Genomic DNA, 25,665 nt, shown 5'->3' with positions numbered 1-25,665 from the left:
GGCTTCGCGCGGCGCGGCGGAACCGGACCGAGGCGGTTCCGGCGGCCCCGCATACAGCCACGGGGCCGGCGCTCGCGATTCGCGTTCCGCATTCGCGGCCGCGCGCAGCCAGGGCCAACGGGGACCCGCGCGCGGCAGACATTCCCGCAGCCAGGAGCTTGATCCATGAAGAAAACCCTCATATGCGCCGCCATGGCGGCCGGCCTGCTGGCCGGCGCCGCCCACGCCCAGGACCTGCCCAAGACGCAGCTGAAGGTCGTCGGCGGCCTGTCGAACCTGACGGCCTACAACGATTACGAAAAGCCTTTCTGGACCAAGACCATTCCCGAGCTGTCCAAGGGCCAGGTCACGGCCGACATCAAGGGCTTCAATGAAATGGGCCTGAAGGGTCCGGAGCTGTTGCGCCTGATGTCGCAGGGCGTGATCGAGTTCGGCACCGCCACGCTGTCGTACTTCGCCAGCGACAACCCCATCAACGAAGCCATCGACCTGGCCGGCCTGGCGCCGGACGCGCAGACCGCGCGCGCCGTCACCAATGCCTTCGAGCCGGTCTATGCGCGCCTGTACGGCGAGGGCAACAACGTCAAGCTGCTGGGCATTTCCACCTATCCGGCCCAGGTGCTGTTCTGCAACGCCGAAATCAAGGGCCTGGCCGACCTGAAGGGCAAGAAGGTCCGCACCAGCAGCCGCACCACCGCCGAGTTCGTCGAGGCGCTGGGCGGTTCCAGCGTCACCATGGCCTTCGGCGAAGTGGTGCCGGCGCTGCAGAACAAGGTGGTGGATTGCGCCATCACCGGCTCGCTGTCCGGCTATTCGGCCAAGTGGTACGAAGTTTCCACGCACCTGTACGCGCTGCCGATCAACTGGAACCAGCAGATCCACGCCGTCAACCAGAAGGCCTGGGACAAGCTGGATCCGGCCGTGCGTGGCTTCCTGCAGGCCAATGTGAAGACGCTGGTCGACAACATCTGGGACGCCGCCGCGCGCCAGACCCAGGAAGGCTATGACTGCAATACCGGCGCCGCCGCCTGCCCGTATCCGGTCAAGGGCAAGATGGTGCTGGTGCAGCCGTCCGAGGCCGACCGCGCCCTGCTCAAGAAGGTCACGCAGGAAGCCGTGCTGCCCAAGTGGGCCGCGCGCTGCTCGGCCCAGTGCGTCAAGGACTTCAACGCCACCGTCGGCAAGACGCTGGGCGTGACCGCCAGCAAGTGATGTCCCGCTTGCGATGTCCCGCAAGTGACATCGCGCAAGTGACGTCGCGAATGACGTCGAGCACGTAACCGGGACCGCGCGTCGCCGGCCCTCGCGGGCGGGGCGGCGCCGGCTCCCGGCGTTTCCACCCCCGGCGCCCCGCGCCGGGCGACCCCCTCGCGGAGTCAAGACCGATGACCTCTACCGAACATTTCCGCCTGCTCGGCGGGCTGCTGCGCCGCGCCGAAAGCTGCTCGCGCGTGGCCGTCTGGGCGGGCGGGGCGCTGACCATCGCCAGCGTCCTGCTCATTTCCTTCGACGTGCTGGCCCGCAAGTTCCTGGGCTTCACGACCGGCGGCGCCGACGAACTGTCGAGCTACGCCTTCGCCATCAGCACGTCCTGGGCGCTGGCCTTCGCCACGCTGCAGCGCGCCAACGTGCGCGTGGACGTGCTCTACCAATTCCTGCCGGTGCGGCTGTCGGCCGTGCTGGACTGGCTGTCGCTGGTGGCGCTGGCCGTCTTCATGGTGTTCCTGACCTATTACGCCTATGACATGGTGCAGACCTCCTGGGCGCAGAAGTCCGCCGCCAACACGCCCCTGGCCACGCCGCTGTGGATTCCGCAGGGTCTGTGGCTGCTGGGCCTGGCCTGGATGTGCCTGACGGTGGCGCTGATGCTGGCGCGCGCCTCGGCCGCGCTGGTCACGGGCGACATCGAACTGGTCAAGCAGATCTGCGGCGTGCGCTCGGCGCAGGAAGAGGCCGATGAGGAAGCCGCCGCCGGCGAACGCATGGTCAAGGGAGAAGCCGCATGATCGCCACCGCCCTGATTCTTCTGCTGGTGCTGATCGGCCTGTCCATTCCTGTGGGCGCCGCCCTGGGCGTGCTGGGCCTGACGCTGGACCCGCTGTTCTCCATGCTGCCGCTGTCGCGCGCCATCGGCGAACTGTCGTGGAGTTCGAACAATGAATTCCTGCTGGTGGCGATTCCGCTGTTCATCATGCTGGGCGAGGTGCTGCTGCGCGCCGGCTTCGCCGAGCGCATGTACGGCGCGATGAGCCTGTGGCTGTCGTGGCTGCCGGGCGGGCTGATGCACGCCAACATCGGCGCGTCCACGCTGTTCTCGGCCACTTCCGGCTCCAGCGTGGCGACCGCCGCCACGGTGGGCACGGTGGCCATTCCGCAGATCCGCAAGTACGGCTACAACGAGCCGCTGTTCCTGGGCAGCCTGGCCGCCGGCGGCACGCTCGGCATCCTGATCCCGCCGTCCATCAACCTGGTCATCTACGGCGTGCTGACCAATTCGTCCGTGCCCAAGCTGTACCTGGCCGGCATCATCCCGGGCTTCGCCATGGCGGCGCTGTTCATGCTGACGGTCGTGATCGCCTGCGTGGCCAAGCCGTCCTGGGGGGGCAAGAAGATCCACGCGACCTGGGGCCAGCGCATGGCCAGCCTGGTTCATCTGGCGCCGCCGCTGGGCATCTTCCTGCTGGTGGTGGGTTCGATCTACGCCGGCCTGGCCACGCCGACCGAGGCCGCCGCGCTGGGCGTGCTGGGCGCGCTGGTGCTGGCCGCCTGGTACCGGCGCCTGACCTGGAACATGTTGCGCGAGGCGGTGGAAGGCACCATGCGCTCCACGGCCATGATCATGCTGATCGTGATCGCCGCCAGCTTCCTGAACTTCGTCATGTCGGCCACCGGCCTGACCGACGCGTTGACCCAGTCCATCACCGGCCTGGGGCTGTCGCCGGGCTGGATGCTGCTGATCGTGATCGTGTTCTACCTGGTGCTGGGCTGCTTCATGGAGACGCTGTCCATGATGATCACGACGATTCCCATCGTTGCGCCCATCATGATCGGCCTGGGCTACGACCCGATCTGGCTGGGCATCGTCATCATCATCCTGGTCGAGGCCGCGCTGATCACGCCGCCCGTGGGCCTGAACCTGTTCGTGGTGCAGAGCCTGCGCAAGAGCGGTTCCATGGGCGCGGTCATCGTCGGCAGCCTGCCGTTCGTGCTGGCCATGGCCGTGATGCTGGCGCTGCTGGCATGGTGGCCGGACGTGGCGCTATGGCTGCCGCGCGCCTTCGGCTAGACACGCGCATTTCCCCTTGATTCCTCCCGGGCGGCGGCCCTGCCGCCCCGGGGTTCCCATCGCCCCGACGCGGGGCGGGCGCCCGCGCGGCGGGCCATCCCATTCATCATTCATTGGCAGGACAGACATGAAAGCCGTATTCCAGATCGAAGGTTCGAATCCCCGCCAGGTGGAAGTCGACTTCAACACCCTGATCGTCGCCGGCTGGGCCGGGCGCGACATGGCCGCCATCGAGCATCACATCGAGGAACTGGCGGCCATCGGCGTGCCGCGTCCCACCAGCGTGCCGCTGTACTACCGCATCGCCGACAACCAGCTGACCCAGGCCGACACGGTGCAGGCCGTGGGCGGCGACTCGTCCGGCGAGGTCGAGACCTTCGTGTTCGCCGTGGATGGCGAGATGTACGTCAGCATCGCCTCGGACCACACCGACCGCAAGCTGGAAACCTATAGCGTGGCGCTGTCCAAGCAGGTCTGCGTCAAGCCGGTGGCGCGCGCCGCGTGGCCGCTGGCCGACGTGGCCGGCCACTGGGACGAGCTGGTGATCCGCTCGTACATCGTCGAGAACGGCGAGCGCGTGCTGTATCAGGAAGGCCCGCTGGCCAGCCTGCGCACGCCCCAGGATTTGATCGCCGGCTACACCGGCGGCGCGGCGGTGCTGCCGGAAGGCGCCGGCATGACCTGCGGCACCGTGGGCGCCATCGGCGGCATTCGCCCTTCGGCCGACTTCAGCATGGAACTGTATGACCCGCGCCGTCAGCGCAGCCTGCGGCACCGGTATCATGTCGAGGAACTGCCGGTGGTGGCCTGAGGCCGGCCCGGGCAGTCCCTGACACGTCTGTATTTCTCTCATGCCGCGCGGCGGCGCTTTGGATCGCTATGCCATTGACCTTGAATGAACTGACGACGGCTCTCGAAGAGGGCAGCACCACCTCCGTCCAGCTGACCGAACAGGCGCTGGCGCGCGCCACGGATCCGGCGGGCGAGGGCGCCCGCGCCTACACCCGGCTGTACGCCGAATCGGCGCTGGCCCAGGCGCGCGCCTCGGACACGCTGCGCGCGGCCGGGGTGGTCCGCTCGGCGGTGGAGGGCCTGCCCGTCAGCATCAAGGACCTGTTCGACGTCAAGGGAGAAACCACCATGGCCGGCTCGGTGGCGCGCGAAGGCGAGCCTGCCGCTGAGCACAACGCCGTGGTGGTGGACCGGCTGATCGCCGCCGGCGCGGTCATCGTCGGCCGCACCAACATGACCGAGTTCGCGTACTCGGGCCTGGGCATCAATCCGCACTACGGTACGCCGCTCAATCCCTGGGACCGCGCCACCGGCCGCATTCCGGGCGGTTCCTCATCGGGCGCGGCGGTATCGGTGGCCGACGGCATGGCCGCCGCCGCCATTGGCTCGGACACCGGCGGCTCGGTGCGGATCCCGGCGGCGCTGTGCGGGCTGACGGGTTTCAAGCCCAGCGCCTGGCGCGTGTCCATGGCCGGCGTGCTGCCGCTGTCGGCCAACCTGGATTCCATCGGCCCCATCGCCGCCAGCGTGCGCTGCTGCGCCGAGCTGGACGCCATCCTGTCGGGTGACAACGAGCCGGCGCCCGCGCCGCTGCCGCTGCGCGGCCTGCGGCTGGCGGTGCCGGTCACGCTGGCGCTGGACGCCATGGACAAGCACGTGGCCGACACCTTCGCGCGCACATTGGCCCGGCTGGCCGAGGCCGGCGCGCTGATCGACGAGATCGAGGTGCCGGAATTCGCGGAACTGGGCGCCATCAATTCGAAGGGCGGCTTCACCGCGGCCGAGGCCTGGGCCTGGCACCGCGACCTGATCGCCCGCGCCGGCAAGCGCTATGACCCGCGCGTGGTGTCCCGCATCCTGCGCGGCAAGGACATGAGCGCCGCCGACTACCTGGACCTGCTCGACGCCCGCGAAGCCTGGGTGGCGGGCGTGGACCAGCGCATCGCCGGCTATGACGCGCTGATCCTGCCGACCACGCCCATCGTTGCGCCCGCGGTGGCCGACCTGGCTTCATCGGACGAAGCCTATTACGCGGCCAACGGCCTGATCCTGCGCAATCCCACGCTGATCAACTTCCTGGATGGCTGCGCCCTGTCGCTGCCGTGCCAGGCGCCCGGCACGGCGCCGGTGGGCCTGATGATCGCCGGCGGCAACGGCGCCGACCGCCGCATCCTGGGCATCGGCCTGTCGGTCGAGGATCTGCTGGCCGTTCGCTGATCGCGAATCACGGCGCGGGCCTTGGGCGCGCGCCGTGCCGGCGCTAAGATGGCGGCTGTACCAGCCAGGGTCCGGACCCGATGATCGACCTGCGCAACATCGAGACGTTTTTCTGGGTGGCCACGCTGGGCGGCTTTCGCGCCGCCGCGGAAAAGCTCAGCGCCACCCAGCCCGCGATTTCCCAACGCATCGCCTCGCTCGAATCGGACCTGGGCGTGCGCCTGTTCGACCGCGACGTGCGTGGCATCAAGCTCACCGCCAAGGGGCGTGAACTGCTGTCCCACGCCGAGCGCATGCTGCAGATGCGGCGCGACATGCAGGAGGCCGCGCGCGCCAAGAGCGTGATGAGCGGCATGCTCAGGCTGGGCGTGTCCGAAACCATCGTCCATACCTGGCTGCCCAGGCTCATGGAGCACCTGCACGACGCCTATCCCGGGCTGATGGTGGAGATCCAGGTCGACACGACCACGGTGCTCAAGGCGCAGCTGGCCTCGCGCCAGATCGACCTGGCCTTCCTGCTCGGACCGATGGAAGAGCCGAGGGTCGAGAATCTGTACCTGTGCAATTACCCGCTCAGCTGGGTGGCCAGCCCCAAGCTCAAGGTCGGCCGCCAGCCGATCTCGCTCAGGCGGCTGGCCGAATGGCCCGTCATCACCTATCCCTCCACCACCGATCCGCACCGCGCGGCGCGGCAGATGCTGTTGCAGGCCGGTGTGGAGTCGCCGCGCATGTACGGCAGCTCGGCGCTCAGCGTGATCGTGCGCATGGCGCTGGACGGCATCGGCACGGCGCTGATCGCGCCGGTGATCCTGCGCCGCGAGCTGGCGCAGGGCGAGTTGCGGATCCTGGACGTGAAGGACGGCGAGGTGCCGCCGCTGCACTACACCGCCTGCTGGATGCAGGGGCCGGACAGCCAGGTGCCGCGCACGGTGGCCGAGGCGGCGCAGCAGATTGCGCGCGAGGAAGCGCAGCGCCATCCGGCATAACCCTGATAAGGATTTCTGATCGGGGTCTATCGCAACATGTGATTAGACGGACGCGGCGAGTTCCGGTGCAATGCTCCCCATACCAAACAAGCTTCAAGGGGATCAACATGAATGCAATCACCGTGGCGCGCGACAGCGTCGCGCTGGCCCGCCAGGCGCGGCTCGACGCCCGCAGCGGCCGGTTCACCGGCCCCACCGCCAACCTGGCGCCCGGCCATGTGCAGGCCAACCTGGCGATCCTGCCGCGCGCGCTGGCGGCCGACTTCCTGCATTTCTGCCAGCGCAATCCCAAGCCTTGTCCCTTGCTGGCCATGTCCGAGCCGGGCGATCCCTCGCTGCCGGAACTCGGGCAGGACATCGACATCCGCAGCGACATCCCGCGCTATCGCGTCTGGAAGCATGGCGAGTTGGTGGCCGAGCCCACCGACGTGCACGACTGGTGGCGCGACGACCTGGTGTCCTTCCTGATCGGCTGCTCGTTCTCGTTCGAGGAAGCCATGCTGGACAACGGCCTGCCCGTGCGTCACATCCAGCAGGGCTGCAACGTGCCCATGTACCGGACCAACGTGCCGACGCAGCGCGCCGGCGTGTTCGGCGGTCCCCTGGTCGTGTCCATGCGCCCCCTGAAGGCGGCGGACGCGATACGCGCCATCCAGGTCACTTCGCGTTTTCCCTCGGTGCATGGCGCGCCGGTGCATCTGGGTGATCCGTCCCTGATCGGTATCGCAGATATAGCCAAGCCCGACTACGGCGACGCGGTCGAGATCCTGCCGGGCGAGATTCCCGTGTTCTGGGCCTGCGGCGTCACGCCGCAGTCGGTGGTGGCTGCGGTCAAGCCGGAATTCTGCATCACCCACGCGCCGGGCCACATGCTGGTCACGGATCTGGTCAACAGCCAGATGGCGATACTTTGATATCTGAGCATAAGCCCCGCTAGCCAGCGGCGGCCTTAAGCGCTATTTTTGTTCTGCCTTCATAACGATCCATCAAAGGACAAGGGGAAAAGGCGACAACGAACGAGTGCCGGCATCTTCCGCGATCGCGGAGGAGGGCGTCTTGCCGCCGGACGAAACGTAACCAGGCGGGGCGTCCAGCCCCGTGCATGTTCAGCCATCAGGCTTATTCCGGGAGTTCAGTAATGAAGATGAAGCTCATTGCGGGTGTGGTCGCAAGTCTGGCCCTGTTGTCCGCCGTGCCGGCCTCGGCGCAGCAGAAGACCGTGCGCATCGGCGCGATCTATCCGCTGTCCGGCGCGCTGGCGTCCACCGGCGCCGAGATCAAGGCCGCGGTCGAGCTGGCCGTGGAGATCGTCAATAATCCGCATCCCGAACTGGAAGGCATTCCGCTGGCTGCCGGCAGCGGCCTGCCGGCATTGGGCGGGGCCAAGATCGAAGTGGTGTTCGGCGACTCCCAGGGCAAGCCGGAAGTCGGGCTGGCCGACGCCCAGCGCCTGATCGATCAGGAAAAGGTGGTGGCCCTGACCGGCGCCTACCAATCCGCCGTGACCAAGACCGCCAGCCGCATCGCCGAGCAGCGCGGCATTCCCTACCTGAACGGCGAGTCCAGCAGCCCGGATCTGACCGAGCGCGGCTACAAGTGGTTCTTCCGCACCTCGCCCAACGATGACACCTTCATCGAGAACATGATGCAGTTCCTGGACGGCGTGAAGGCCGTCCCGACCACCAAGATCGCGGTGGTGTACGAGAACACGGACTTCGGCGTGAACACCTACAAGGCCGTCGAGAAGTTCGCCAAGCAATACAAGCGCGAGGTCGTGGCCAATATCGCCTACAGCGCCGGTTCGGCCTCGGTCACGGCCGAGGTGCAGAAACTGTCGGCGGCCAAGCCCGACGTGGCGATCTTCGCCAGCTACACGTCCGACGCCATGCTGTTCGTGCGCACCATGCGCGAGAGCAAGTACGCGCCGCCGGTGCTGCTGGCCAACGACGCCGGCTTCATCGATTCGCGCTTCGTGCAGGAAGTCGGACCGCAGGTGCAGGGCGTGCTGTCGCGCGATGTCTGGGGCAACGACGTGGCCGCGGCCAAGGCGGGGCTCAAGAAGATCAACGACATGTACAAGGCCAAGACGGGCAAGGACCTGAACGGCAACAATGCGCGTTCCATGCAGGGCGTGCTGGTGCTGGCCGACGCCATCAACCGGGCCGGTTCCACCGATCCCGAGGCGATCCGCAAGGCGCTGGCCGCGACCGACTTGGGCGAATCGCAGGTGGCCATGCCCTGGGATGGCGTGAAGTTCGACGCCAAGGGGCAGAACACCAAGGGCGCCGGCCTGATCCTGGAACTGAAGGGCGCCGGCTACCAGACCGTGTGGCCGGAGAAGTACCGCTCGGACAAGAGCCTGCCCACGCTGCCGTTCAGCTGGAAATAAGCCGCATCACTTGCAAGCAGCGGCGGGCCGTCGCGCCCGCCGCAGGAGTCCCTCATGTTCGAAGCTCTCTCGGCAGGCCTGTTCAACGGCCTGATCTATGCCGCGGTGGCGGTGGGGCTGGCGCTGATCTGGGGCATCACCGACGTCATCAACTTCGCCCACGGCGAGTTCCTGATGCTCGGCATGTATGCCGCCTATTGGCTGTTCACCCTCGGTCATATCGATCCCACGATGTCCGCGCCGCTGGTCGCCATCGCGCTGGCCTTCGTCGGCTTCATGACCTACGCGCTCATCATCCGGCGGCTGCAGAAGGGGCCGGCCATGGCCATCATCCTGGCCACCTTCGGCCTGGGCCTGGTGCTGCGCCAGCTGGCCTTCATCGCCTTCAGCCCTGACTATCGCAGCCTGCCCGACACGCTGGTGTCCGGCAGCGTGTCGCTGGCCGGCGTCTCGCTGGGCCGTCCGCAGGTCGTCACCGGTCTGGTGGCGCTGCTGCTGGTGGCGGTGCTGTTCGTCCTGGTCTATCGCACGCGCTGGGGCCACGCCCTGCAGGCGGTGGCGGAAGACCGCCAGGTGGCGGCGCTGGTGGGCATATCGCCCGACCGCGTCAATGCCCAGGTCTGGATGCTGGGCAGCGCCGCGGTCGGCGTGGCGGGCGCGCTGCTGACCACGTTCTTCTACGTGTTTCCCTCGGTGGGCACGGTGTTCGGCCTGCTGGCCTTCGTGGCCGTGTGCATGGGCGGGTTCGGCTCCCTGCCGGGCGCGTTCATCGCCGGCATCCTGATCGGGATCATCGAGGCCATGACGGGCTACTTCGTCGCGCCGGCGCTGAAGACGGTGAGCGTGTTCATCCTGTTCATTCTGGTTCTCTGGTATCGGCCCAAGGGCCTGTTCGGACGGTGGTGAGATGGCGATGAACAAACCTGCTGATATTTCCACCTCGCCGAAATGGCCCTTGGCGGTGGCCGCGCTGCTGGCGCTTGGCCTGGCCCTGGTGCCCGCCGTGGTCACCGATTCCTTCACGCTGCAGGTGCTGCTGCTGGCGATCATGTTCGGCGCGCTGGGCGCGTGCTGGAACCTGGTCGGCGGCTTCCTGGGGCGGATCTCCTTCGGCCATGCCGTGTTCGTGGGCGTGGGCGGCTATACCACCTTGCTGCTGCTGCATCACCTGAAGCTCACGCCGCTGCTGGGCATCCTGCTGGGCGGGCTGATCAGCGCGGGCCTGGCCTGGCTGGTGGGCGGGCCGACGCTGCGCCTGTCGGGCCATTACTTCGCCATGGCCACCATCGCGCTGCTCCAGATCGGCCTGCTGCTGATGATCAACTGGGACTGGGCGGGCGGCGCCGTGGGGCTGGAGGCCCCGATCGGCGACGCGGCCTGGATGCTGCTGTTCCGCAGCAAGGTGCCGTACTACTGGATCGCCGTGGGCCTGGCGTTCCTGACGTTCTGCGCCACGTACTTCCTGGTGCATTCGAAGACCGGCTTCTACTGGCGCGCCATCAACGGCGACGAGGCCGCCGCGCGCAGCCTGGGCGTGGCCGCCGACCGCTATAAGATGCTGGCCTTCGTGCTGTCGGCCGGCATGACGGGCGTCTGGGGCGGATTCTTCGCCATGTACGTGGGCTTCATCGATCCGGAGTCCATGTTCAGCCTGACCATGTCGGTGCAGGTGGTGCTGGTGACGATCCTGGGCGGCGTGGGCACGCTGCTGGGTCCGTGGCTGGGGGCGGCCGTGCTGCTGCCCCTGTCGGAAGGCACGCGGGTGCTGTGGGGCAGCTCGGGCTTGGGCCTGGACCTGCTGATTTTCGGGCTGGCCATTCTGCTGGTCACCATGTTCCTGCCCGGTGGCCTGATTACCTTGAGGAAGCGCCATGGCTCTGCTGGACGTTGAGAATCTGACCAAGCGCTTCGGCGGCCTGGTGGCCAACAAGGACATCTCGCTGTCGGTGCAGGCCGGCGAGATCGTCGCCATCATCGGGCCGAACGGCGCGGGCAAGAGCACCCTGTTCAATGGCCTGGTCGGCCACCACCAGCCCACCTCGGGCTCGGTGGTGTTCGACGGCCAGTCCATGGTCGGCAAGCGCCCCGAGCAGGTGGCGGCGATGGGGCTGGTGCGGACCTATCAGATCCCGCGCAGCTTCGGCCAGATGACGGTGCTGGAGAACGCCATGGTGGGCGCCTTGCTGCGTCATCCCCGGCTGCCGGACGCGCGCCGCGAATCCATGAAGGTGCTGGAGCTGGTGGGGCTGGCGGACCGCGCCGGCGTCAGGGCCGCCGAACTGAACGTGGCTGGCCAGAAGCGCGTGGAGCTGGCGCGGGCGCTGGCCACCGAACCGCGCATGCTGTTGCTGGACGAGGTCGCCGGCGGCCTTAATCCGGCCGAGGCCATCGCGCTGGCCGAGATCCTGCGCGGCATCCACGCGGCGGGGGGCACGCTGATCATCGTCGAACACGTGCTGGAAGTGGTGATGCGGCTGGCGCAGCGCGTGCTGGTGCTGAATTTCGGACAGATGATCGCCGAGGGCGCGCCGCAGGACATCGTGCGCGACCCGGCCGTCATCGAAGCCTACCTGGGGAGGAAGCACCGTGCATGAGGCGATGCTGAAGATCGAGAACCTGAGCGTGTCCTATGGCGGCGTGCAGGCGGTGCGGGAGATTTCCCTGGAAGTGCGTCCCGGCGAGATCGCCGCGCTGCTCGGCGCCAACGGCGCCGGCAAGTCCAGCACGCTGCTGGCCACCGTGGGCTCGGTCAAGCCCAAGGCCGGCCGCGTCATCTTCGAGGGACGGGACATCACGGGCACGCCGCCCGACCGGCTGGTGACGCAGGGGATCGCCATGATCCCCGAGGGCGCGCGCGTGTTCGCGCGCCAGCCGGTGGAGCAGAACCTGCGGCTGGGCGCCTACACGGTGCGCGACGAGCGGGTCTATCGCGAGCGGCTGGAGCAGGTCTATGGCCTGTTTCCGCGTCTGAAGGAACGGCGCGAGCAGCTGGCGGGCACCATGTCGGGCGGCGAGCGCCAGATGCTGGCCATCGGCCGCGCGCTGATGAGCGGCCCCAGGCTGTTGCTGATCGACGAGCCCAGCCTGGGCCTGTCGCCGCTGCTGGTCGAGCAGGTGTTCGACGCGCTGGCCGCGCTCAATCGCGACCATGGTCTGTCGGTGCTGCTGGTCGAGCAGAATATGACGCAGGCGCTGGAGGTGGCGGCGCGCGCCTATGTGATGCAGAGCGGGCGGGTGGCGCTGTCCGGTTCGGCGGCGGAGCTGGCGGCGTCGGACGAGGTGCGCAAGGCGTATCTGGGGATGTGAAGGCGAGGGCGGCGTGAGCCGCTTTCCGGTCCCGCCACCCGCTCATCGGGCGGGTGGCGGGATGGCGTCAGGGCAAAGAAAAACCCCACCGCTCGCGCGGTGGGGTTTTCGTCTTCATGCGGCCGGGGGCGGGCCTTGAATCGCGGTTGGCGATCAGAAGATATGGCGAATGCCCAGGCCGCCGCCGACTTGGCTGGTGCGGCCGGAGATATCGCCGGTGGAGGCGTCGCGGACCTTGTTGTAGTCCACGGTGCCGTACACCTGGGTGCGCTTGGACAGCGCGTACTCGGCAACGGCGATCAGAGCGTAGCGCTTGCCCTTGTCGCCGTCGACCACGACGTTCTTGGCCTGGTCATAGTAGGCGGCGCCGGTGATGGTCCAGCGCGGGGTGGCCTGCCAGCTGGCGCCCAGGAAGTAGCCGTTGTCCTTGCGATCCAGGGTGCTGTTGTTGTCCACCGCGCGGCCCATGATGCCGTTGACCCAGTTGGTCTGATCCTTGCCGTTGAAATAGCCGGCGAAGACCTTGACGACTTCGAACTGATACGAGGCGCTGAGGTTCCACACCTGCTGACGCTTGTCCGAGTCGTTGGCCCCGAAGGTCTTCTGGAAAGCACCACCCAGGCCGAGCTGGCCGATCGTGTAACGCAGGCTGATACCCATTTGCTGGCCGGCGGCGCGGTCCGACCACTTGTCACCATTGGACCACTGGCCAATCACAGCCAGGTCTCCCAGCGTATTCGCATAGCGGAAGGCATTGTCCGCACGGACGCGACCCATCGCCGCAGGCAGCCACGAGTTTTCGGCGTAGTTACCGACAGTCAGCGGATCGAAGTGGTCGGCCATCAGGTCCTGGATGACAGTGTTCTGTAGGCCCAGCGTGAGCGCGCCGATCTTGCCGCCGTCCAGGCCGACGTAGGCCAGACGGTTGAAGGTCTTGCCGGAGCTGGAGGACTTGCCGTTTTGCACGTCGAAGCCTTGCTCCAGGCGGAAGAAGGCGCGGTTGCCGTCGCCCAGGTCTTCGGAGCCGCGCAGGCCCCAACGGCTGTTGGAAATGGCGCCGTTGGACATTGAGAGGCGGCTGCCGTCAGCGCCGGTTTGGCCGTCGCTGGTATTGACGTAGCGCATGCTGACGTCGGCGATGCCGTACAGGGTCACGCTGGTCTCGGCGGCCGCGGTGCCGGCGGCCAGGCCCAGGCCTGCGGCGGCGAGAGTGAGGGTAATGCGTTTCACGAAGACTTCTCCTTTGTCATTTCTGTTATTAGAGCGCCGGGCTTGTGGCTCGACATGTTGCGTCTGGCTGATCGTCAGGCGCTGGGCCCATGCACCGACGCTGGGATGAGCGCGGGTCCGGAGCAGGGGTCCAAGGGGCTTGAGCGCGCCATCGTTGTGCAACCTCTAGCGCCCTGGAATTCTAAAAAGGTTACGAACGGTATGGGCGGATTAATCTTTTCGCGTTTTCCCTGGGTTTACAGGATTTGAAAAAGTGACATTGCGCGGACAATCGCGTAATTGTTCAAAAAAAACCCTGCAACTGGTGCAGGGTTTTTGAGCGGTCGGGGATCAAAGTGTCATGTGCTGGGGCAACCACGTCGCTATGCCGGGCAGCACGTACAGCAGCAGCACCGCCAGGATCATCAGGAAGAACATCGGCAGCGAGGCGCGGGCGATGTAGGGCAGCTCGCGCCCGCTCATGCCGGACAGCACGAACAGGTTGAAACCCACCGGCGGCGTGATCTGTGCCATTTCCACCACGAAAACGATGAAGATGCCGAACCAGATCAGGTCGATGCCGGCCGCCTGCACCGTGGGCAGCAGCACGCCCATGGTCAGCACCACGATGGAGATGCCGTCCAGGAAGCAGCCCAGGATGATGAAGAACACCATCAGCGCCATGATCAGACCGAATTGCGACAGGCCCAGTCCGCCGATCCATTCGGCCAGCGCGCGCGGCAGGCCGATGTAGCCCATGGCCAGCGTGAGGAACTGCGCGCCCGCCAGGATCAGCGCGATCATGCAGTACAGCCGGGTGGCGCCCAGCAGCGATTGCATGAAGGTCGAGCGGTTCAGCGAGCCTTGCAGCGCCGACAGGATCAGCGCGCCCACCACGCCCACGGCCGCCGCCTCGGTGGCGGTGGCGATGCCGGTGTAGATCGAGCCCAGCACCGCGCCGATCAGCAGCATGACCGGAATCAGGTGGCGCGAACGCGACAGCTTCTCGCGGAACGTCAGGCCCGGATCGGCCGCCGGCACTTCGCCCGGATTGCGGATCGCCCACCAGGCGATGTAGCCCATGAACAACAGCGCGAGCAGGATGCCCGGCACGATGCCGGCGATGAACAGCTTGGCGATGGAGACATCCGCCGCCACGCCGTAGACGATCATGATGATCGACGGCGGGATCAGGAGGCCCAGCGTGCCGGCGCCCGACAGCGTGCCCAGGATCTTGGATTCCGGATAGCCGCGGCGCGTCAGTTCGGGGATGGTCATCTTGCCGACGGTGGCGCAGGTGGCCGCCGACGAGCCCGAGACCGCCGCGAAGATCGCGCAGCCGATCACGTTGGTGTGCAGCAGCCGCCCGGGCAGCCGGTTCAGCCAGGGCGCGAGGCCCTTGAACAGGTCTTCCGACAGGCGGGTGCGGAACAGGATCTCGCCCATCCACAGGAACAGGGGCAGGGCGGTGAGGGTCCAGCTGGACGCGGCGCCCCAGATTGTGACGGCCATGGCGTCGCCGGCCGGACGGCTGGAGAAGATCTCCATGCCGATCCAGGCGGTGCCGGCCAGGGTCAGGCCGACCCAGACGCCGCAGCCCAGCAGCGCGAAGATCGAGACGACCAGCAGGGTGATGACGAGAAGTTCATTCATGGGTTTGCTGCGAAGTAGCGGCGGCGATGCCGCGCGAGCGCCGGACCAGCTCATCGAGCAGGGCGACCAGGAACAGGACCGTGCCCACGGCCATGCTGATCTGGGGAATCCAGAGCGGCGTGGCGTCGTTGGACGTGGAGACGTCGTTGAATTGCCAGGAGTCGTAGGTCAGCTTGACGCTGAAGAAGGCGAACGCGGCGGCCAGCAGGCAGCCCACGGCCAGCGCGAAGATGTCCAGGCGGCGGCTGCCGGCGGGCGACAGCGAGTTCAACAGCAGCGTGACGCGGATGTGCTCGCCGTGCTTGAAGGTGCTGGCCAGCGCCAGGAAGCCGGCCGCGGCCATGAAGTAGCCGGCATAGGCGTCCGTGCCGGGGATGTTCAGGCTGAGCTGGCGCGCGATGATGGCGGCCAGCACCGAGACCAGCACGCCGACGGTGCACAGGCCGGCCAGCAGGCCGGCCGCGCCGTATAGAGAGTCCAGAAAGCGGCGCATGGCGATATCACTGCTTCCGGTAGGCGTCGATCATGGCCTGGCCGTCGGCGCCGGCCTTCTTGAGCCAGTCATCCAGCATGCGCTTGCCGATCACGGACAGGCCTTCCTTCAGCTCGACCGTGGGCTTGAGGGTTTCCATGCCGTTCTTGGCCAGCTCTTCCTGATACCACTTGTTCTTTTCCTGCGACAGCTTCCAGCCGCGTTCCTCGGCCTGCGCGCCGGCCTTCTTCAGCGCGTCCTGCGTGGCGGGATCGAGCGCGTCGAACGCCTTCTTGTTGACGATGACCGCGTTCTTCGGCAGCCAGGCCTGGGTGTCGTAGAACTTTTTGATGTACTCGTAGGTCTTGGTGTCGTAGCCGGTGGACGCCGAGGACATGTAGGAATCGATCACGCCGGTGGCCATGGCCTGGGCCAGTTCGGCCTGTTGCACCGTGACGGGCTGGGCGCCGACCAGTTCGGCGATCTTGGCCGTCACCGGGCTGTAGGCGCGCCACTTCAGGCCCTTCATGTCGGAGATCTGCTTGATGTCCTTGTTGGCGAAGATGCCCTGGGGCGGCCAGGCCACCGCGTACAGCAGCGTCATGCCTTGCGAGTTGAGCTTCTTTTCCAGGAACGGCTTCTGCGCCTGGTAGAGCTTGAACGAGGCGTCGTAGCCGGTGGCCAGGAAGGGCAGGCCGTCCAGCTCGTACAGCGGGTCTTCGTTGGCGAAGTTGGTCAAGAGGATCTCGCCGATCTGGGCCTGGTTGCCTTGCACCGCGCGCTTGATCTCGGGGGCTTTGTACAGCGAGGCGTTGTTGTGCAGCGTGATCTTCAGCTTGCCGCCAGACAGGCTATCCACGTCCTTGACGAAGTTGGTCAGGTTCTCGACGTGGAAGTTGCTCGCCGGGTAGGCGCTGGGCAGGTCCCACTTGGTCTGGGCCTGCGCGCCCGCGCTGAATGCCAGGACGATGCTGCCGGCCAGCAGCGAGATTTTCTTGTGCATGGGGTGGTCCTTCTGTGCGGTGATATAGACGGGGCAAGGCCCCGGTTGGCATGGCGGAAAAGAGCTGGCGTGGATGACACGCCGCTGAAAAGCGCAGTCATTCTATGTTGCCGGCCGGTCACGGCGAGCAGGCAAATGTTGAATTTACGGGTTATTCCTAGGCGTTGCGGCGCGCGCCCGCGCATGAATCCAACACATGGTCCGCAATGCGCGGCCGACATCGCGTGTGCTTGCGGTTCTGGCGAACTGTCCGGCGCGCGAGGCATGCATGCGATTGGCATCGAAGCCTGCTTGCCAAGTGAATAAAATTCCAGCATCCGCTACGCCATACAGGGGCCTGGAGTGAACTTCGTTTTTCGCCGTGATGAATTGCTGGTCGTGGAAGAGACCGGCGTATTGCCCGACGCGCAGGTGTGCGCGGGTCTGGGCCTGCCGCCGCAGGCGCTGCAACCTGTATGGCTGGATCCCGGCGCTCCGCAGCGCGCCGCGCACGTCGAGCCCGGTATCGAAGCGCCGCAAGGCTATGCCTTCCGCAAGCTGCGCGGCCTGTTCGGCGTGCTGGACGATCACGGCATGGCCCAGGCCGGTCGCGCCTATCAGATCGCCGAGTGGGCGCGCACGCACCGCTATTGCGGCGCCTGCGGCACGCCGGCCGAGCGCGTGGCGGGCGAGTTCTGCCTGCGCTGCCCGGCCTGTGGTCATAGCGCCTATCCGCGCATCTCGCCGGCCATGATGGTGCTGGTGCGTCATGGCGACCGCATCCTGCTGGCGCGGCATGCCGGGCGCATCTCGGCGATCTATACCGCGCTGGCCGGCTTCGTCGAGCCGGGCGAGAGCATCGAGCAGACCGTGCACCGCGAGGTCTACGAGGAAGTCGGCCTGAAGGTTGGCAACCTGCGCTACTTCGGCAGCCAGTCCTGGCCCTTCCCGAATTCGCTGATGATCGCCTACACGGCCGACTATGTGTCCGGCGAGACCCGCGTGCAGGAGGACGAGATCCTCGAGGCGCGCTGGTTCGGTCCCGGCGATCCCATGCCCGAGATCGCAGGGCGCGTGTCCATCGCGGGCGCGCTGATTCGCGCCCACATGCCGCTGGGCTGGGCCGGCTAGTCGCAAAACGGCATTTTTTCTAGGGGTATTCCCTTGAAAGGGGCATTTCCATTCGTGCCCTAGTTATTTTTTATTGATGAAATGTAGATAAATTATTAGTATTTTGAGGACATGAACTCCGCCAGCCAGCCATGACCTCAACCTTGATCGCCGCCTCCGCCCATCTGGCAGGGGGCAGTTCGCCCGATCTGTCCGAAGTCGAATTCGGCCTGATGATCGCCGGCCACGCGTTCGACCGATGGATCGTGCGCTGCATGGCGGCGGCCGGGCTGCCGGACCTGACGCGCACCGACGTGATGGTCTTTCACCACGTGTACCACCGGCAGCGGCCGAAGAAGCTGGCCGATATCTGCTTCACCCTCAATGTCGAGGACACGCACATCGTCAGCTACGCGCTGAAGAAGCTCGAGCGCCTGGGCATGGTGCAGGGCGAGCGCGCCAGCAAGGAAGTGTTCTACAGCGTCACAGAGGAAGGTTCGACGGTGCTCAAGCGCTACGCGGAAATCCGCGAGCAGTGCCTGACCTCCGGCCTGAACGGCCCGGGCGGCGGCGGACTGGAGTTCAGCCGCCAGCTCGCGCATACGCTGCGCGCGCTGTCCGGCCTGTACGACCAGGCCGCTCGCGCGGCGACTTCCCTCTGATCCCGATCACCCGAATACGGCGCGGAGCCCGCTCCGCCGCCCGCAGCATCCGCCGGCATCGCCGCCGCGGCAATTTTTGTTTTCAAGGACTACCTGATCATGAAGTGGCAATTCTGGATTGACCGTGGGGGCACGTTCACCGACATCGTGGCGCGTCGTCCCGACGGCAGCACCACGACCGCGAAGATGCTGTCGGAAAACCCCGAGCAGTACCGCGACGCCGCCGTGGCGGGCATCCGCAAGCTGTTGGGCATCGCGCCGGGCCAGCCCGTGCCGGCCGAGCAGGTCGAGTGCGTGAAGATGGGCACCACGGTGGCCACCAACGCGCTGCTGGAGCGCAAGGGCGAGCGCACGTTGCTGGTCACCACCAAGGGCTTTCGCGACGGGCTGCGCATCGCTTATCAGAACCGTCCGCGCCTGTTCGACCGCAACGTCGTGCTGCCGGAAATGCTCTATGAGTCCGTGGTCGAGGCCGACGAGCGCATGGACGCCGAGGGCAAGCTGGTGCGCGGGCTGGACGAGGAAGGCCTGCGTGCGGCCATGCGCGCCGCCCATGACAGCGGCATCCGCGCGGTCGCCATCGTGTTCATGCATGCCTGGAAGGCGCCCGAGCACGAGCAGCGCGCCGCCCGCATCGCCCGCGAGCTGGGTTTCACGCAGGTGTCGGCCTCGCACGAGGTCAGCCCGCTGATCAAGTACGTGTCGCGTGGCGACACCACCGTGGTGGACGCCTATCTGTCGCCCATCCTCAAGCGCTATGTCGACCAGGTGGCCGGCGAGCTGCCCGGCATCCGCCTGATGTTCATGCAGTCCAGCGGCGGCCTGACCGACGCGCACCGCTTCCGTGGCAAGGACGCCATCCTGTCCGGCCCGGCCGGCGGCATCGTCGGCATGGTGCGCACCAGCGAACAGGCCGGCTTCCCCAAGGTGATCGGCTTTGACATGGGCGGCACGTCCACCGACGTATCGCACTACGCCGGCGAATTCGAGCGCGAGTTCGAGACCCAGGTGGCCGGCGTGCGCATGCGCGCGCCCATGATGAGCATCCACACGGTCGCGGCCGGCGGCGGTTCCATCCTGCATTTCGATGGCGCGCGCCTGCGTGTCGGCCCTGATTCGGCCGGCGCCAATCCCGGCCCCGCCTGCTACCGCCGTGGCGGCCCGCTGGCGGTGACCGACTGCAACGTGCTGCTGGGCAAGATCCAGCCCGACTTCTTCCCCAAGGTGTTCGGCCCCGAGGCCAATGAGCCGCTGGACCGCGACGCCGTGGTGGCGCGCTTCACGGCCATGGCCGACGAGGTGCGGACGGCCACCGGGCGCGAGATGACGCCCGAGCAGCTGGCCGAAGGCTTCCTGGAAATCGCCGTGGGCAACATGGCCGAGGCCATCAAGCGTATTTCGGTGCAGCGCGGCCACGACGTGACCGAGTACGCGCTGACCACCTTTGGCGGCGCCGGCGGGCAGCACGCCTGCCTGGTGGCCGACGCCCTGGGCATGACCACGGTGTTCGCGCATCCGCTGGGTGGCGTGCTGTCGGCCTATGGCATGGGCCTGGCCGACCAGACCGACATGCGCCAGAAAACCGTCGAGCAGGTGCTGGACGCCGCGCTGATGCAGACGCTGGCCGGTGAGCTGGACGAGCTGGCCGGACAGGCCGTGGGCGAACTGCGGCGCCAGCACGTGGCCGAGGCCGACATTTCCGTGCAGCGTCGCCTGCACCTGAAGTACCAGGGCACCGACACCTCGCTCGAAGTGCCGTTCGGCACGCTGGAGCAGGCGCGCCAGGACTTCGAGGCGGCCTACCGCCTGCGCTATTCCTTCCTGATGCCCGACCGGGCGCTGGTGGTCGAGACCATTTCGGTCGAAGCCACCGGCGGCGGCGAGCGCGTGGACGGCGCCTCGGTGGCGCAGACCCGCGACGCCGCGCTGGCGCCCAGCCGCCAGGTCCGCATGTACAGCGGCGGCGCCTGGCGCGATGTGCCGCTCTATGTGCGCGAGGCGCTGGCGGGCGGCGACAAGATCGCCGGCCCGGCCATCATCTCCGAGCCCAACCAGACCACGGTCGTCGAAGCCGGCTGGCAGGCCGAGCTGACCGGGCAGGACAACATCGTGCTGCGCCGCGTCGAGGCGCGTCCCGAGCGCCGCGCCATCGGCACCCAGGCCGATCCGGTCATGCTGGAGGTCTTCAACAACCTCTTCATGTCCATCGCCGAGCAGATGGGCTACCGCCTGCAGAACACCGCGTACTCGGTGAACATCAAGGAACGCCTGGACTTCTCCTGCGCGATCTTCGACGCCCAGGCCCGCCTGATCGCCAACGCGCCCCACATGCCCGTGCACCTGGGTTCGATGGGCGAGTCGGTGCGCACCGTGATGAACGCCAACCGTGGCCGCATGATGCCGGGCGACGCGTATGTGGTGAACGATCCCTACCACGGCGGCACGCACCTGCCCGACGTGACGGTCATCACCCCGGTGTTCGACCGGGGCGGCAAGGAAATCCTGTTCTACGTCGGCTCTCGCGGCCACCACGCCGACATCGGCGGGACCACGCCGGGCTCGATGCCGCCGGATTCGCGCACGGTCGAGGACGAAGGCGTGCTGTTCACCAATTTCCAATTGGTCAAGAACGGCGAGCTGCGCGAGCAGGCCGCCCGCGACATCCTCGGCTCGGGGCGCTGGCCGGCGCGCAATCCGGACCAGAACATCGCCGACATGCGCGCGCAGATCGCCGCCAACGAAAAGGGCGTGCAGGAACTGCTGCGCATGTGCGATCACTTCGGCCTGGACGTGGTGCGTGCCTACATGGGGCACGTGCAGGACAACGCCGAGGAAGCGGTGCGCCGCGTGATCTCGGTGCTGAAGAATGGCCGCTACGAGTACCCGCTGGACAACGGCGCGGTGATCAAGGTGGAAGTGCGGGTGGACAATGCGGCGCGCAGCGCCGTGGTGGACTTCACCGGCACCTCGCCGCAGCTGGACAACAACTTCAACGCGCCGGGCGCCATCGCCGTGGCCGCGGTGCTGTACGTGTTCCGCACCCTGGTCAACGACGACATTCCGCTGAACGACGGCTGCCTGGTGCCGCTGTCCATCGTGCTGCCGGAAGGCTCGATGCTGCGCCCCAACTCGCCGGCTTCGGTGGTGGCGGGCAACGTGGAAACGTCCATGTGCATCGTCAACGCGCTGTATGGCGCGCTGGGCGTGCTGGCCTCCAGCCAGGGCACGATGAACAACTTCACGTTCGGCAACGCGCGTCACCAGTACTACGAGACCATCTCGGGTGGTACCGGAGCCGGTCCGGTCCGCATCGACGCGGCCGGTCCGCGCGACGAGGGTTTCGCCGGCACCTCGGTGGTACAGGCGCACATGACCAACTCGCGCCTGACCGATCCGGAAGTGCTGGAGTTCCGTTTCCCGGTGCGGCTGGATTCGTATGAGATCCGTCATGGCTCCGGGGGCGGCGGTCGCTATCCGGGCGGCGACGGCGGCGTGCGCCGCATGCGCTTCCTGGAGGACATGACGGCCGCGATCCTGTCGAACAACCGCCTGCACGCGCCGTTCGGCCTGTCGGGCGGCCAGCCCGGCGCCATGGGTCGCAACTATGTCGAGCGGGCCGACGGCACGGTGCAGCCGCTGGGTCCGCAGGACAGCGCCCAGCTGCGTCCGGGCGATGTGTTCGTGGTGGAAACGCCGGGAGGCGGCGGCTACGGCGCGCTGTAGGCGCTGGGCGGCAGCCTCGGGCGCCGCTCGCGGGAAGCGTCAGGCTTCCCGCGAGCGGCGCTTTTTCATTCCGGATCGTTCATCACGTCCAGCGCGATCTCCGCGCGCGGCTTGCGGTCGTACACGCGCAGCGTGACTTCGCCGTCGCCGATCTCGAACACGGCGGTGGCCAGCGTGTTCTCGCCATCGGGGTCATGCCGGTCCGTGCGCAGGATCGGCAATGCGCCCTCGGTATCGTGCAGCGCGGCCAGCAGCTCGGCGCCGCCGGTCGCGGGCGACCAGCTGTCGACGATGCCTTCGATGCGGTGCTGGCGCGCGCGCGACGAATCGGTGACGACCTGCGGCAGGCCGGCGGTGTCAGCGTGGATCATGTGGTTGGCGTGGCCGTAGCGGGCGCCGATTTCCTGTATCGAGACATCGCCGGGCAGCACTTCGACGCTGAACAGCCTGGCGTCCTGCGCCGAGCCCAGCGTGTGGTGAAAGCCCCCGGCGCAGGGCGTGGCGCGCAGCAGCTGCACGGCCTCGTCCAGCGTGGCGCAGTCCAGCGCCGCGCGCGCCAGGAACATGCGTGGCACGCCTTCGTGTCGTTGGCGCGCGCGCAGGTTGTTGATGGTCTGGACCAGTCCGGCGCGATTGGCGCCGAAGGTATGGCCGGGCAAGGAGCCGGGGTAGTAGAAGCCGAGATAGCCGGGCGCGTCATCCAGCGCCACATCCACCAGGTGGCAGCGGCCATACAGATAGGGGTCGCCATCTTCGTTGTGGCCGATCCAGCGCGTGCCATCCGCCGACTTCAGGGCCGCCGAGGTGCAGCCGTCGGTGGTCTTGTGCAGCAGGTCGCCGCGACAGTTCCACAGGAGCGCGTCGGCCAGCGGCATGTCCAGGCCCTCGGCCAGCCCTTCGAATTCTTCCCATACCGCTGGCAGCGCCGCCCTGGCCTGCGCCGCCAGCGCGTCCAGGTAGGGATGCCCGCGCCATGGGCGCAGCGTTTCCCAGGTCTCGCTCTGGTCCAGGTAGGCGGACATCAGCGGGCGGGCCAGCTTGCCCAGCGCCTGTCCGACCTGCCGGCGCGTGCCGGCGATGCGTACATGCTTGTATGGCATGGGGGATTCTCCGGGGTGTCATGCGGATTGTAATTTTTCTAAGCTCTGGCGGGTGGGGACGGATGCGTTAAGATCGCCAATGCGTTGTGCCGGCGATCCCGGCGCTACCCCAGGAATCATGCCCCGACGACAAACCCGGGGGGCCTCGAGCGTCCCCCAAGAGGAGAGTTACATGATCAAACGCAAGTTCGCCGCCGCGCTGGTCGGCTTGTCCGTCGCCATGTTCGGCGCCGCCTCGTCAGCCCAGGCCAAGGAGCTGGTCGTGGCCACCGATACGGCTTTCGTGCCGTTCGAGTTCAAGCAGGGCAATACCTACACCGGCTTCGACGTGGATCTGTGGGCGGCCATCGCCAAGGAACTGAAGCTTCAGTACAAGCTCCAGCCCATGGACTTCAACGGCATCATTCCGGGCCTGCAGACCAAGAACATCGACGTGGCGCTGGCCGGCATCACCATTCGCGACGACCGCAAGAAGGTCATCGACTTCTCCGATCCCTACTACGAAAGCGGCCTGGCCATCCTGGTCGGCGACAAGAACACCGACATCAAGGACGCCAAGTCCCTGTCTGGCAAGACCGTCGCCGTCAAGACCGGCACCGCCACGGTGGACTTCCTGAAGGCCCAGGTGCCTGACGCCAAGCTGAAGCTGTTCCCCAACATCGATAACGCCTATCTCGAGCTGGCCACGGGCCGCGTCGACGCCGCCGTGCACGACACGCCCAACGTGCAGTACTACGCCAACACCGCCGGCAAGGGTCGCGTGAAGGTGGTGGGCTCGGTCAAGAGCGGCGACTTCTATGGCATCGCCTTCCCCAAGGGCAGCGATCTGGTCCCGCAGGTGAACAAGGCGCTGGCCACGCTCAAGGCCAACGGCGAGTACGACGCCATCTACACCAAGTGGTTCGGCAAGAAGCCCTGAGCTTTGCCGCGTTTGGTTTTTCGGTAGTTCGGGGTTGCCCGGCAGCGGTTCGATCCGGTCGTTTCCTGTGGGACGGCCGGATTCGGCAAAGGGCGGCCCCGGGCCGGCCGGCGCCGGCCGGCATCCCCGCCTAGCAGCGGCGCGCATGGGCGCCTGAGGGGGAAATCGTGGAATTCGACTGGTCAGTCATCCGGGACGCGCTGCCCAATTTGCTGGAAGGGACCTTGATGACCGTCAAGATCACCTTCTGGGGCTTGTTCGGCGGGTTCCTGCTCGGCGCGCTGTCCGGCGTGGTCCGGGCCTACGGGCATCCCATCCTGTCCGGCATCGCCCAGGTGTACGTCGCGGTCATCCGCGGCACGCCCATCGTGGTGCAGGTGATGTTCATCTATTTCGCCTTGCCTATCATGGCTGGAATCCGGGTGGACGCGGAATGGGCGGCCATCGTCACGCTGATGATCAATTCGGGCGCCTACATCTCCGAGATCGTGCGCGGGTCGCTGCTGTCCGTGCACAAGGGACTGAAGGAAGCCGGGCAGGCCATGGGGCTGCCGTTTCACAAGATCCTGCTGCACATCATCGGGCCGGTGGCGTTCCGCCGCATGATCCCGCCGCTGGGCAACCAGTGCATCATCAGCCTGAAGGACTCCTCGCTCTTCATCGTGATCGGCGTGGCGGAACTGACACGGCAGGGCCAGGAAATCATGGCCGCCAACTTCCGTGCGGTCGAGATCTGGTCCGCGGTGGCCATCGTCTACCTGATCCTGACCGGTGCGATGGCGCTGGGCCTGCGCCTGCTGGAAAAGAGGATGCGCATACTATGAGCATGGTTGAATTCCACAACGTCACCAAGCGCTTCGGCGAGTCCTTGGTGCTGAACGACATTTCGCTGAACATCGACGCGGGCGAAGTCGTGGTGGTGGTCGGGCCGTCGGGCTCGGGCAAGTCCACCTTCCTGCGTTGCATCAACGTGCTGGAGACCATCAACGGCGGCGACCTGCTGGTCGACGGCCTGAGCGTGAAGGGTGACGCGGCCCAGGTGCGCGAGATCCGGCGCGAGGCCGGCATGGTGTTCCAGCAGTTCAACCTGTTCCCGCAGATGACGGCGCTGGAGAACGTCATGTTCGGGCCCGTCCACACGCGCGGCATGGGCCGGGACGAATCGCGCAAGCTGGCCCAGGAACTGCTGGGCAAGGTCGGCCTGGCCGAGCGCATGAACCACTATCCGTCTGAGTTGTCGGGTGGCCAGCAGCAGCGGGTAGCCATCGCCCGCGCATTGGCGATCAAGCCCAAGCTGATGCTGTTCGACGAGCCGACCTCGGCGCTGGATCCGGAGCTGCGGCACGAAGTGCTGAAGGTCATGAAGGACCTGGCCGAGGAGGGCATGACCATGGTGGTCGTGACCCACGAGATGGAGTTCGCCCGCAAGGTCGGCAGCCGGCTGATCTTCATCGACGGCGGCAAGGTGGCCCATGACGGTCCGCCCACGGAGCTGCTGGGCAATCCGCCCAGCCAGCGCCTGCGGGATTTCCTGCAGCACGTGGCCTGAGCATTGCTGCCGGACGCCGGCCCGCGCTGGCGGCGGCAGACCTGAAAGAGCGGACATCGTCCGCTCTTTTTCATTCAGGCTCGCAAGAAG

23 protein-coding genes are annotated in these 25,665 nt (G+C 67.0%); 18 read left to right on the top strand and 5 right to left on the bottom strand.

What is annotated here, in order from left to right:
* Window positions 1–165: 165 nt before the first annotated feature.
* The 12 genes from C2U31_RS21105 to C2U31_RS21050 all read left to right on the top strand — a co-directional run bounded on the left by C2U31_RS21105 (window position 166) and on the right by C2U31_RS21050 (window position 12,196).
* Window positions 166–1,212 (top strand): TRAP transporter substrate-binding protein, encoded by a 1,047-nt coding sequence (locus tag C2U31_RS21105; RefSeq protein WP_103274568.1) that lies wholly within the window; start codon window positions 166–168, stop codon window positions 1,210–1,212.
* Between the two features lie 173 nt (window positions 1,213–1,385).
* The gene (locus C2U31_RS21100) at window positions 1,386–2,006 is read left to right on the top strand and encodes a TRAP transporter small permease subunit (RefSeq protein ID WP_103274567.1); all 621 of its coding nucleotides are present in this window, start codon (window positions 1,386–1,388) and stop codon (window positions 2,004–2,006) included.
* Entirely contained in the window at window positions 2,003–3,286 is a 1,284-nt protein-coding gene (locus C2U31_RS21095) for a TRAP transporter large permease (RefSeq protein WP_103274566.1), read from the top strand. Before C2U31_RS21100 ends, C2U31_RS21095 begins: the two co-directional genes overlap by 4 nt.
* Before the next feature lie 127 nt (window positions 3,287–3,413).
* The gene (locus C2U31_RS21090; RefSeq protein WP_103274565.1) at window positions 3,414–4,097 is read left to right on the top strand and encodes a DUF2848 domain-containing protein; all 684 of its coding nucleotides are present in this window, start codon (window positions 3,414–3,416) and stop codon (window positions 4,095–4,097) included.
* 68 nt (window positions 4,098–4,165) lie between these two features.
* Window positions 4,166–5,515, top strand: coding sequence for an amidase (locus C2U31_RS21085; protein ID WP_103274564.1), 1,350 nt, complete (start codon window positions 4,166–4,168; stop codon window positions 5,513–5,515).
* An 80-nt stretch (window positions 5,516–5,595) separates the two neighbouring features.
* Window positions 5,596–6,501 carry a LysR family transcriptional regulator gene (locus C2U31_RS21080; RefSeq protein WP_103274563.1) on the top strand — a complete coding sequence of 302 codons (906 nt, stop codon included), beginning with the start codon at window positions 5,596–5,598 and terminating at the stop codon, window positions 6,499–6,501.
* A gap of 107 nt (window positions 6,502–6,608) precedes the next feature.
* Window positions 6,609–7,415, top strand: coding sequence for a putative hydro-lyase (locus tag C2U31_RS21075; RefSeq protein WP_103274562.1), 807 nt, complete (start codon window positions 6,609–6,611; stop codon window positions 7,413–7,415).
* A 224-nt stretch (window positions 7,416–7,639) separates the two neighbouring features.
* On the top strand, window positions 7,640–8,890 hold the full coding sequence (locus tag C2U31_RS21070) for an ABC transporter substrate-binding protein (protein ID WP_103274561.1): 1,251 nt from the start codon (window positions 7,640–7,642) through the stop codon (window positions 8,888–8,890).
* 54 nt (window positions 8,891–8,944) lie between these two features.
* Entirely contained in the window at window positions 8,945–9,796 is an 852-nt protein-coding gene (locus C2U31_RS21065) for a branched-chain amino acid ABC transporter permease (RefSeq protein WP_103274560.1), read from the top strand.
* 7 nt (window positions 9,797–9,803) lie between these two features.
* Complete coding sequence (locus C2U31_RS21060) at window positions 9,804–10,781, top strand: branched-chain amino acid ABC transporter permease (protein ID WP_233772447.1); 978 nt, start codon at window positions 9,804–9,806, stop codon at window positions 10,779–10,781.
* Window positions 10,762–11,484: an ABC transporter ATP-binding protein gene (locus tag C2U31_RS21055; RefSeq protein ID WP_103274558.1), complete on the top strand. Its 723-nt coding sequence runs from the start codon at window positions 10,762–10,764 to the stop codon at window positions 11,482–11,484. The genes C2U31_RS21060 and C2U31_RS21055 overlap by 20 nt, the downstream gene beginning before the upstream one ends.
* A 4-nt stretch (window positions 11,485–11,488) precedes the next feature.
* The gene (locus C2U31_RS21050) at window positions 11,489–12,196 is read left to right on the top strand and encodes an ABC transporter ATP-binding protein (RefSeq protein WP_103274557.1); all 708 of its coding nucleotides are present in this window, start codon (window positions 11,489–11,491) and stop codon (window positions 12,194–12,196) included.
* 153 nt (window positions 12,197–12,349) lie between these two features.
* On the opposite strand, the gene C2U31_RS21045 is transcribed toward C2U31_RS21050, so the two are convergent.
* From C2U31_RS21045 to C2U31_RS21030, 4 genes are all read right to left on the bottom strand, one after another.
* A complete protein-coding gene (locus C2U31_RS21045) occupies window positions 12,350–13,426 on the bottom strand; it encodes a porin (protein ID WP_103274556.1) in 1,077 nt (358 codons plus the stop codon).
* Between the two features lie 330 nt (window positions 13,427–13,756).
* Complete coding sequence (locus C2U31_RS21040; protein ID WP_103274555.1) at window positions 13,757–15,058, bottom strand: TRAP transporter large permease; 1,302 nt, start codon at window positions 15,056–15,058, stop codon at window positions 13,757–13,759.
* A complete protein-coding gene (locus C2U31_RS21035) occupies window positions 15,051–15,551 on the bottom strand; it encodes a TRAP transporter small permease (RefSeq protein ID WP_103274554.1) in 501 nt (166 codons plus the stop codon). The genes C2U31_RS21040 and C2U31_RS21035 overlap by 8 nt, the downstream gene beginning before the upstream one ends.
* 7 nt (window positions 15,552–15,558) lie before the next feature.
* A complete protein-coding gene (locus tag C2U31_RS21030; protein WP_103274553.1) occupies window positions 15,559–16,533 on the bottom strand; it encodes a TRAP transporter substrate-binding protein in 975 nt (324 codons plus the stop codon).
* 342 nt (window positions 16,534–16,875) lie between these two features.
* Between C2U31_RS21030 and nudC the strand changes: the two genes are divergently transcribed.
* The 3 genes from nudC to C2U31_RS21015 all read left to right on the top strand — a co-directional run bounded on the left by nudC (window position 16,876) and on the right by C2U31_RS21015 (window position 22,007).
* Complete coding sequence (nudC, locus tag C2U31_RS21025) at window positions 16,876–17,643, top strand: NAD(+) diphosphatase (RefSeq protein ID WP_103274552.1); 768 nt, start codon at window positions 16,876–16,878, stop codon at window positions 17,641–17,643.
* A gap of 131 nt (window positions 17,644–17,774) precedes the next feature.
* Window positions 17,775–18,284: a winged helix DNA-binding protein gene (locus C2U31_RS21020; RefSeq protein ID WP_103274551.1), complete on the top strand. Its 510-nt coding sequence runs from the start codon at window positions 17,775–17,777 to the stop codon at window positions 18,282–18,284.
* Between the two features lie 99 nt (window positions 18,285–18,383).
* Window positions 18,384–22,007 (top strand): hydantoinase B/oxoprolinase family protein, encoded by a 3,624-nt coding sequence (locus C2U31_RS21015; protein ID WP_103274550.1) that lies wholly within the window; start codon window positions 18,384–18,386, stop codon window positions 22,005–22,007.
* Window positions 22,008–22,072: 65 nt separating this feature from the next.
* On the opposite strand, the gene C2U31_RS21010 is transcribed toward C2U31_RS21015, so the two are convergent.
* The gene (locus C2U31_RS21010; RefSeq protein WP_103274549.1) at window positions 22,073–23,107 is read right to left on the bottom strand and encodes a C45 family peptidase; all 1,035 of its coding nucleotides are present in this window, start codon (window positions 23,105–23,107) and stop codon (window positions 22,073–22,075) included.
* Between the two features lie 172 nt (window positions 23,108–23,279).
* Here C2U31_RS21010 and glnH point away from each other — a divergent pair, with 172 nt between their 5' ends.
* The 3 genes from glnH to glnQ all read left to right on the top strand — a co-directional run bounded on the left by glnH (window position 23,280) and on the right by glnQ (window position 25,575).
* Window positions 23,280–24,026: a glutamine ABC transporter substrate-binding protein GlnH gene (gene glnH / locus C2U31_RS21005; RefSeq protein WP_103274548.1), complete on the top strand. Its 747-nt coding sequence runs from the start codon at window positions 23,280–23,282 to the stop codon at window positions 24,024–24,026.
* Between the two features lie 167 nt (window positions 24,027–24,193).
* Window positions 24,194–24,850 carry a glutamine ABC transporter permease GlnP gene (glnP, locus tag C2U31_RS21000; RefSeq protein ID WP_103274547.1) on the top strand — a complete coding sequence of 219 codons (657 nt, stop codon included), beginning with the start codon at window positions 24,194–24,196 and terminating at the stop codon, window positions 24,848–24,850.
* Complete coding sequence (gene glnQ / locus C2U31_RS20995; protein ID WP_103274546.1) at window positions 24,847–25,575, top strand: glutamine ABC transporter ATP-binding protein GlnQ; 729 nt, start codon at window positions 24,847–24,849, stop codon at window positions 25,573–25,575. Before glnP ends, glnQ begins: the two co-directional genes overlap by 4 nt.
* Window positions 25,576–25,665 lie beyond the last annotated feature (90 nt).

The sequence above is a fragment of the Achromobacter sp. AONIH1 genome, assembly GCF_002902905.1.
Taxonomy (GTDB): Bacteria; Pseudomonadota; Gammaproteobacteria; order Burkholderiales; family Burkholderiaceae_B; genus Achromobacter.
This window is presented reverse-complemented; position numbering and strand designations above follow the sequence as displayed.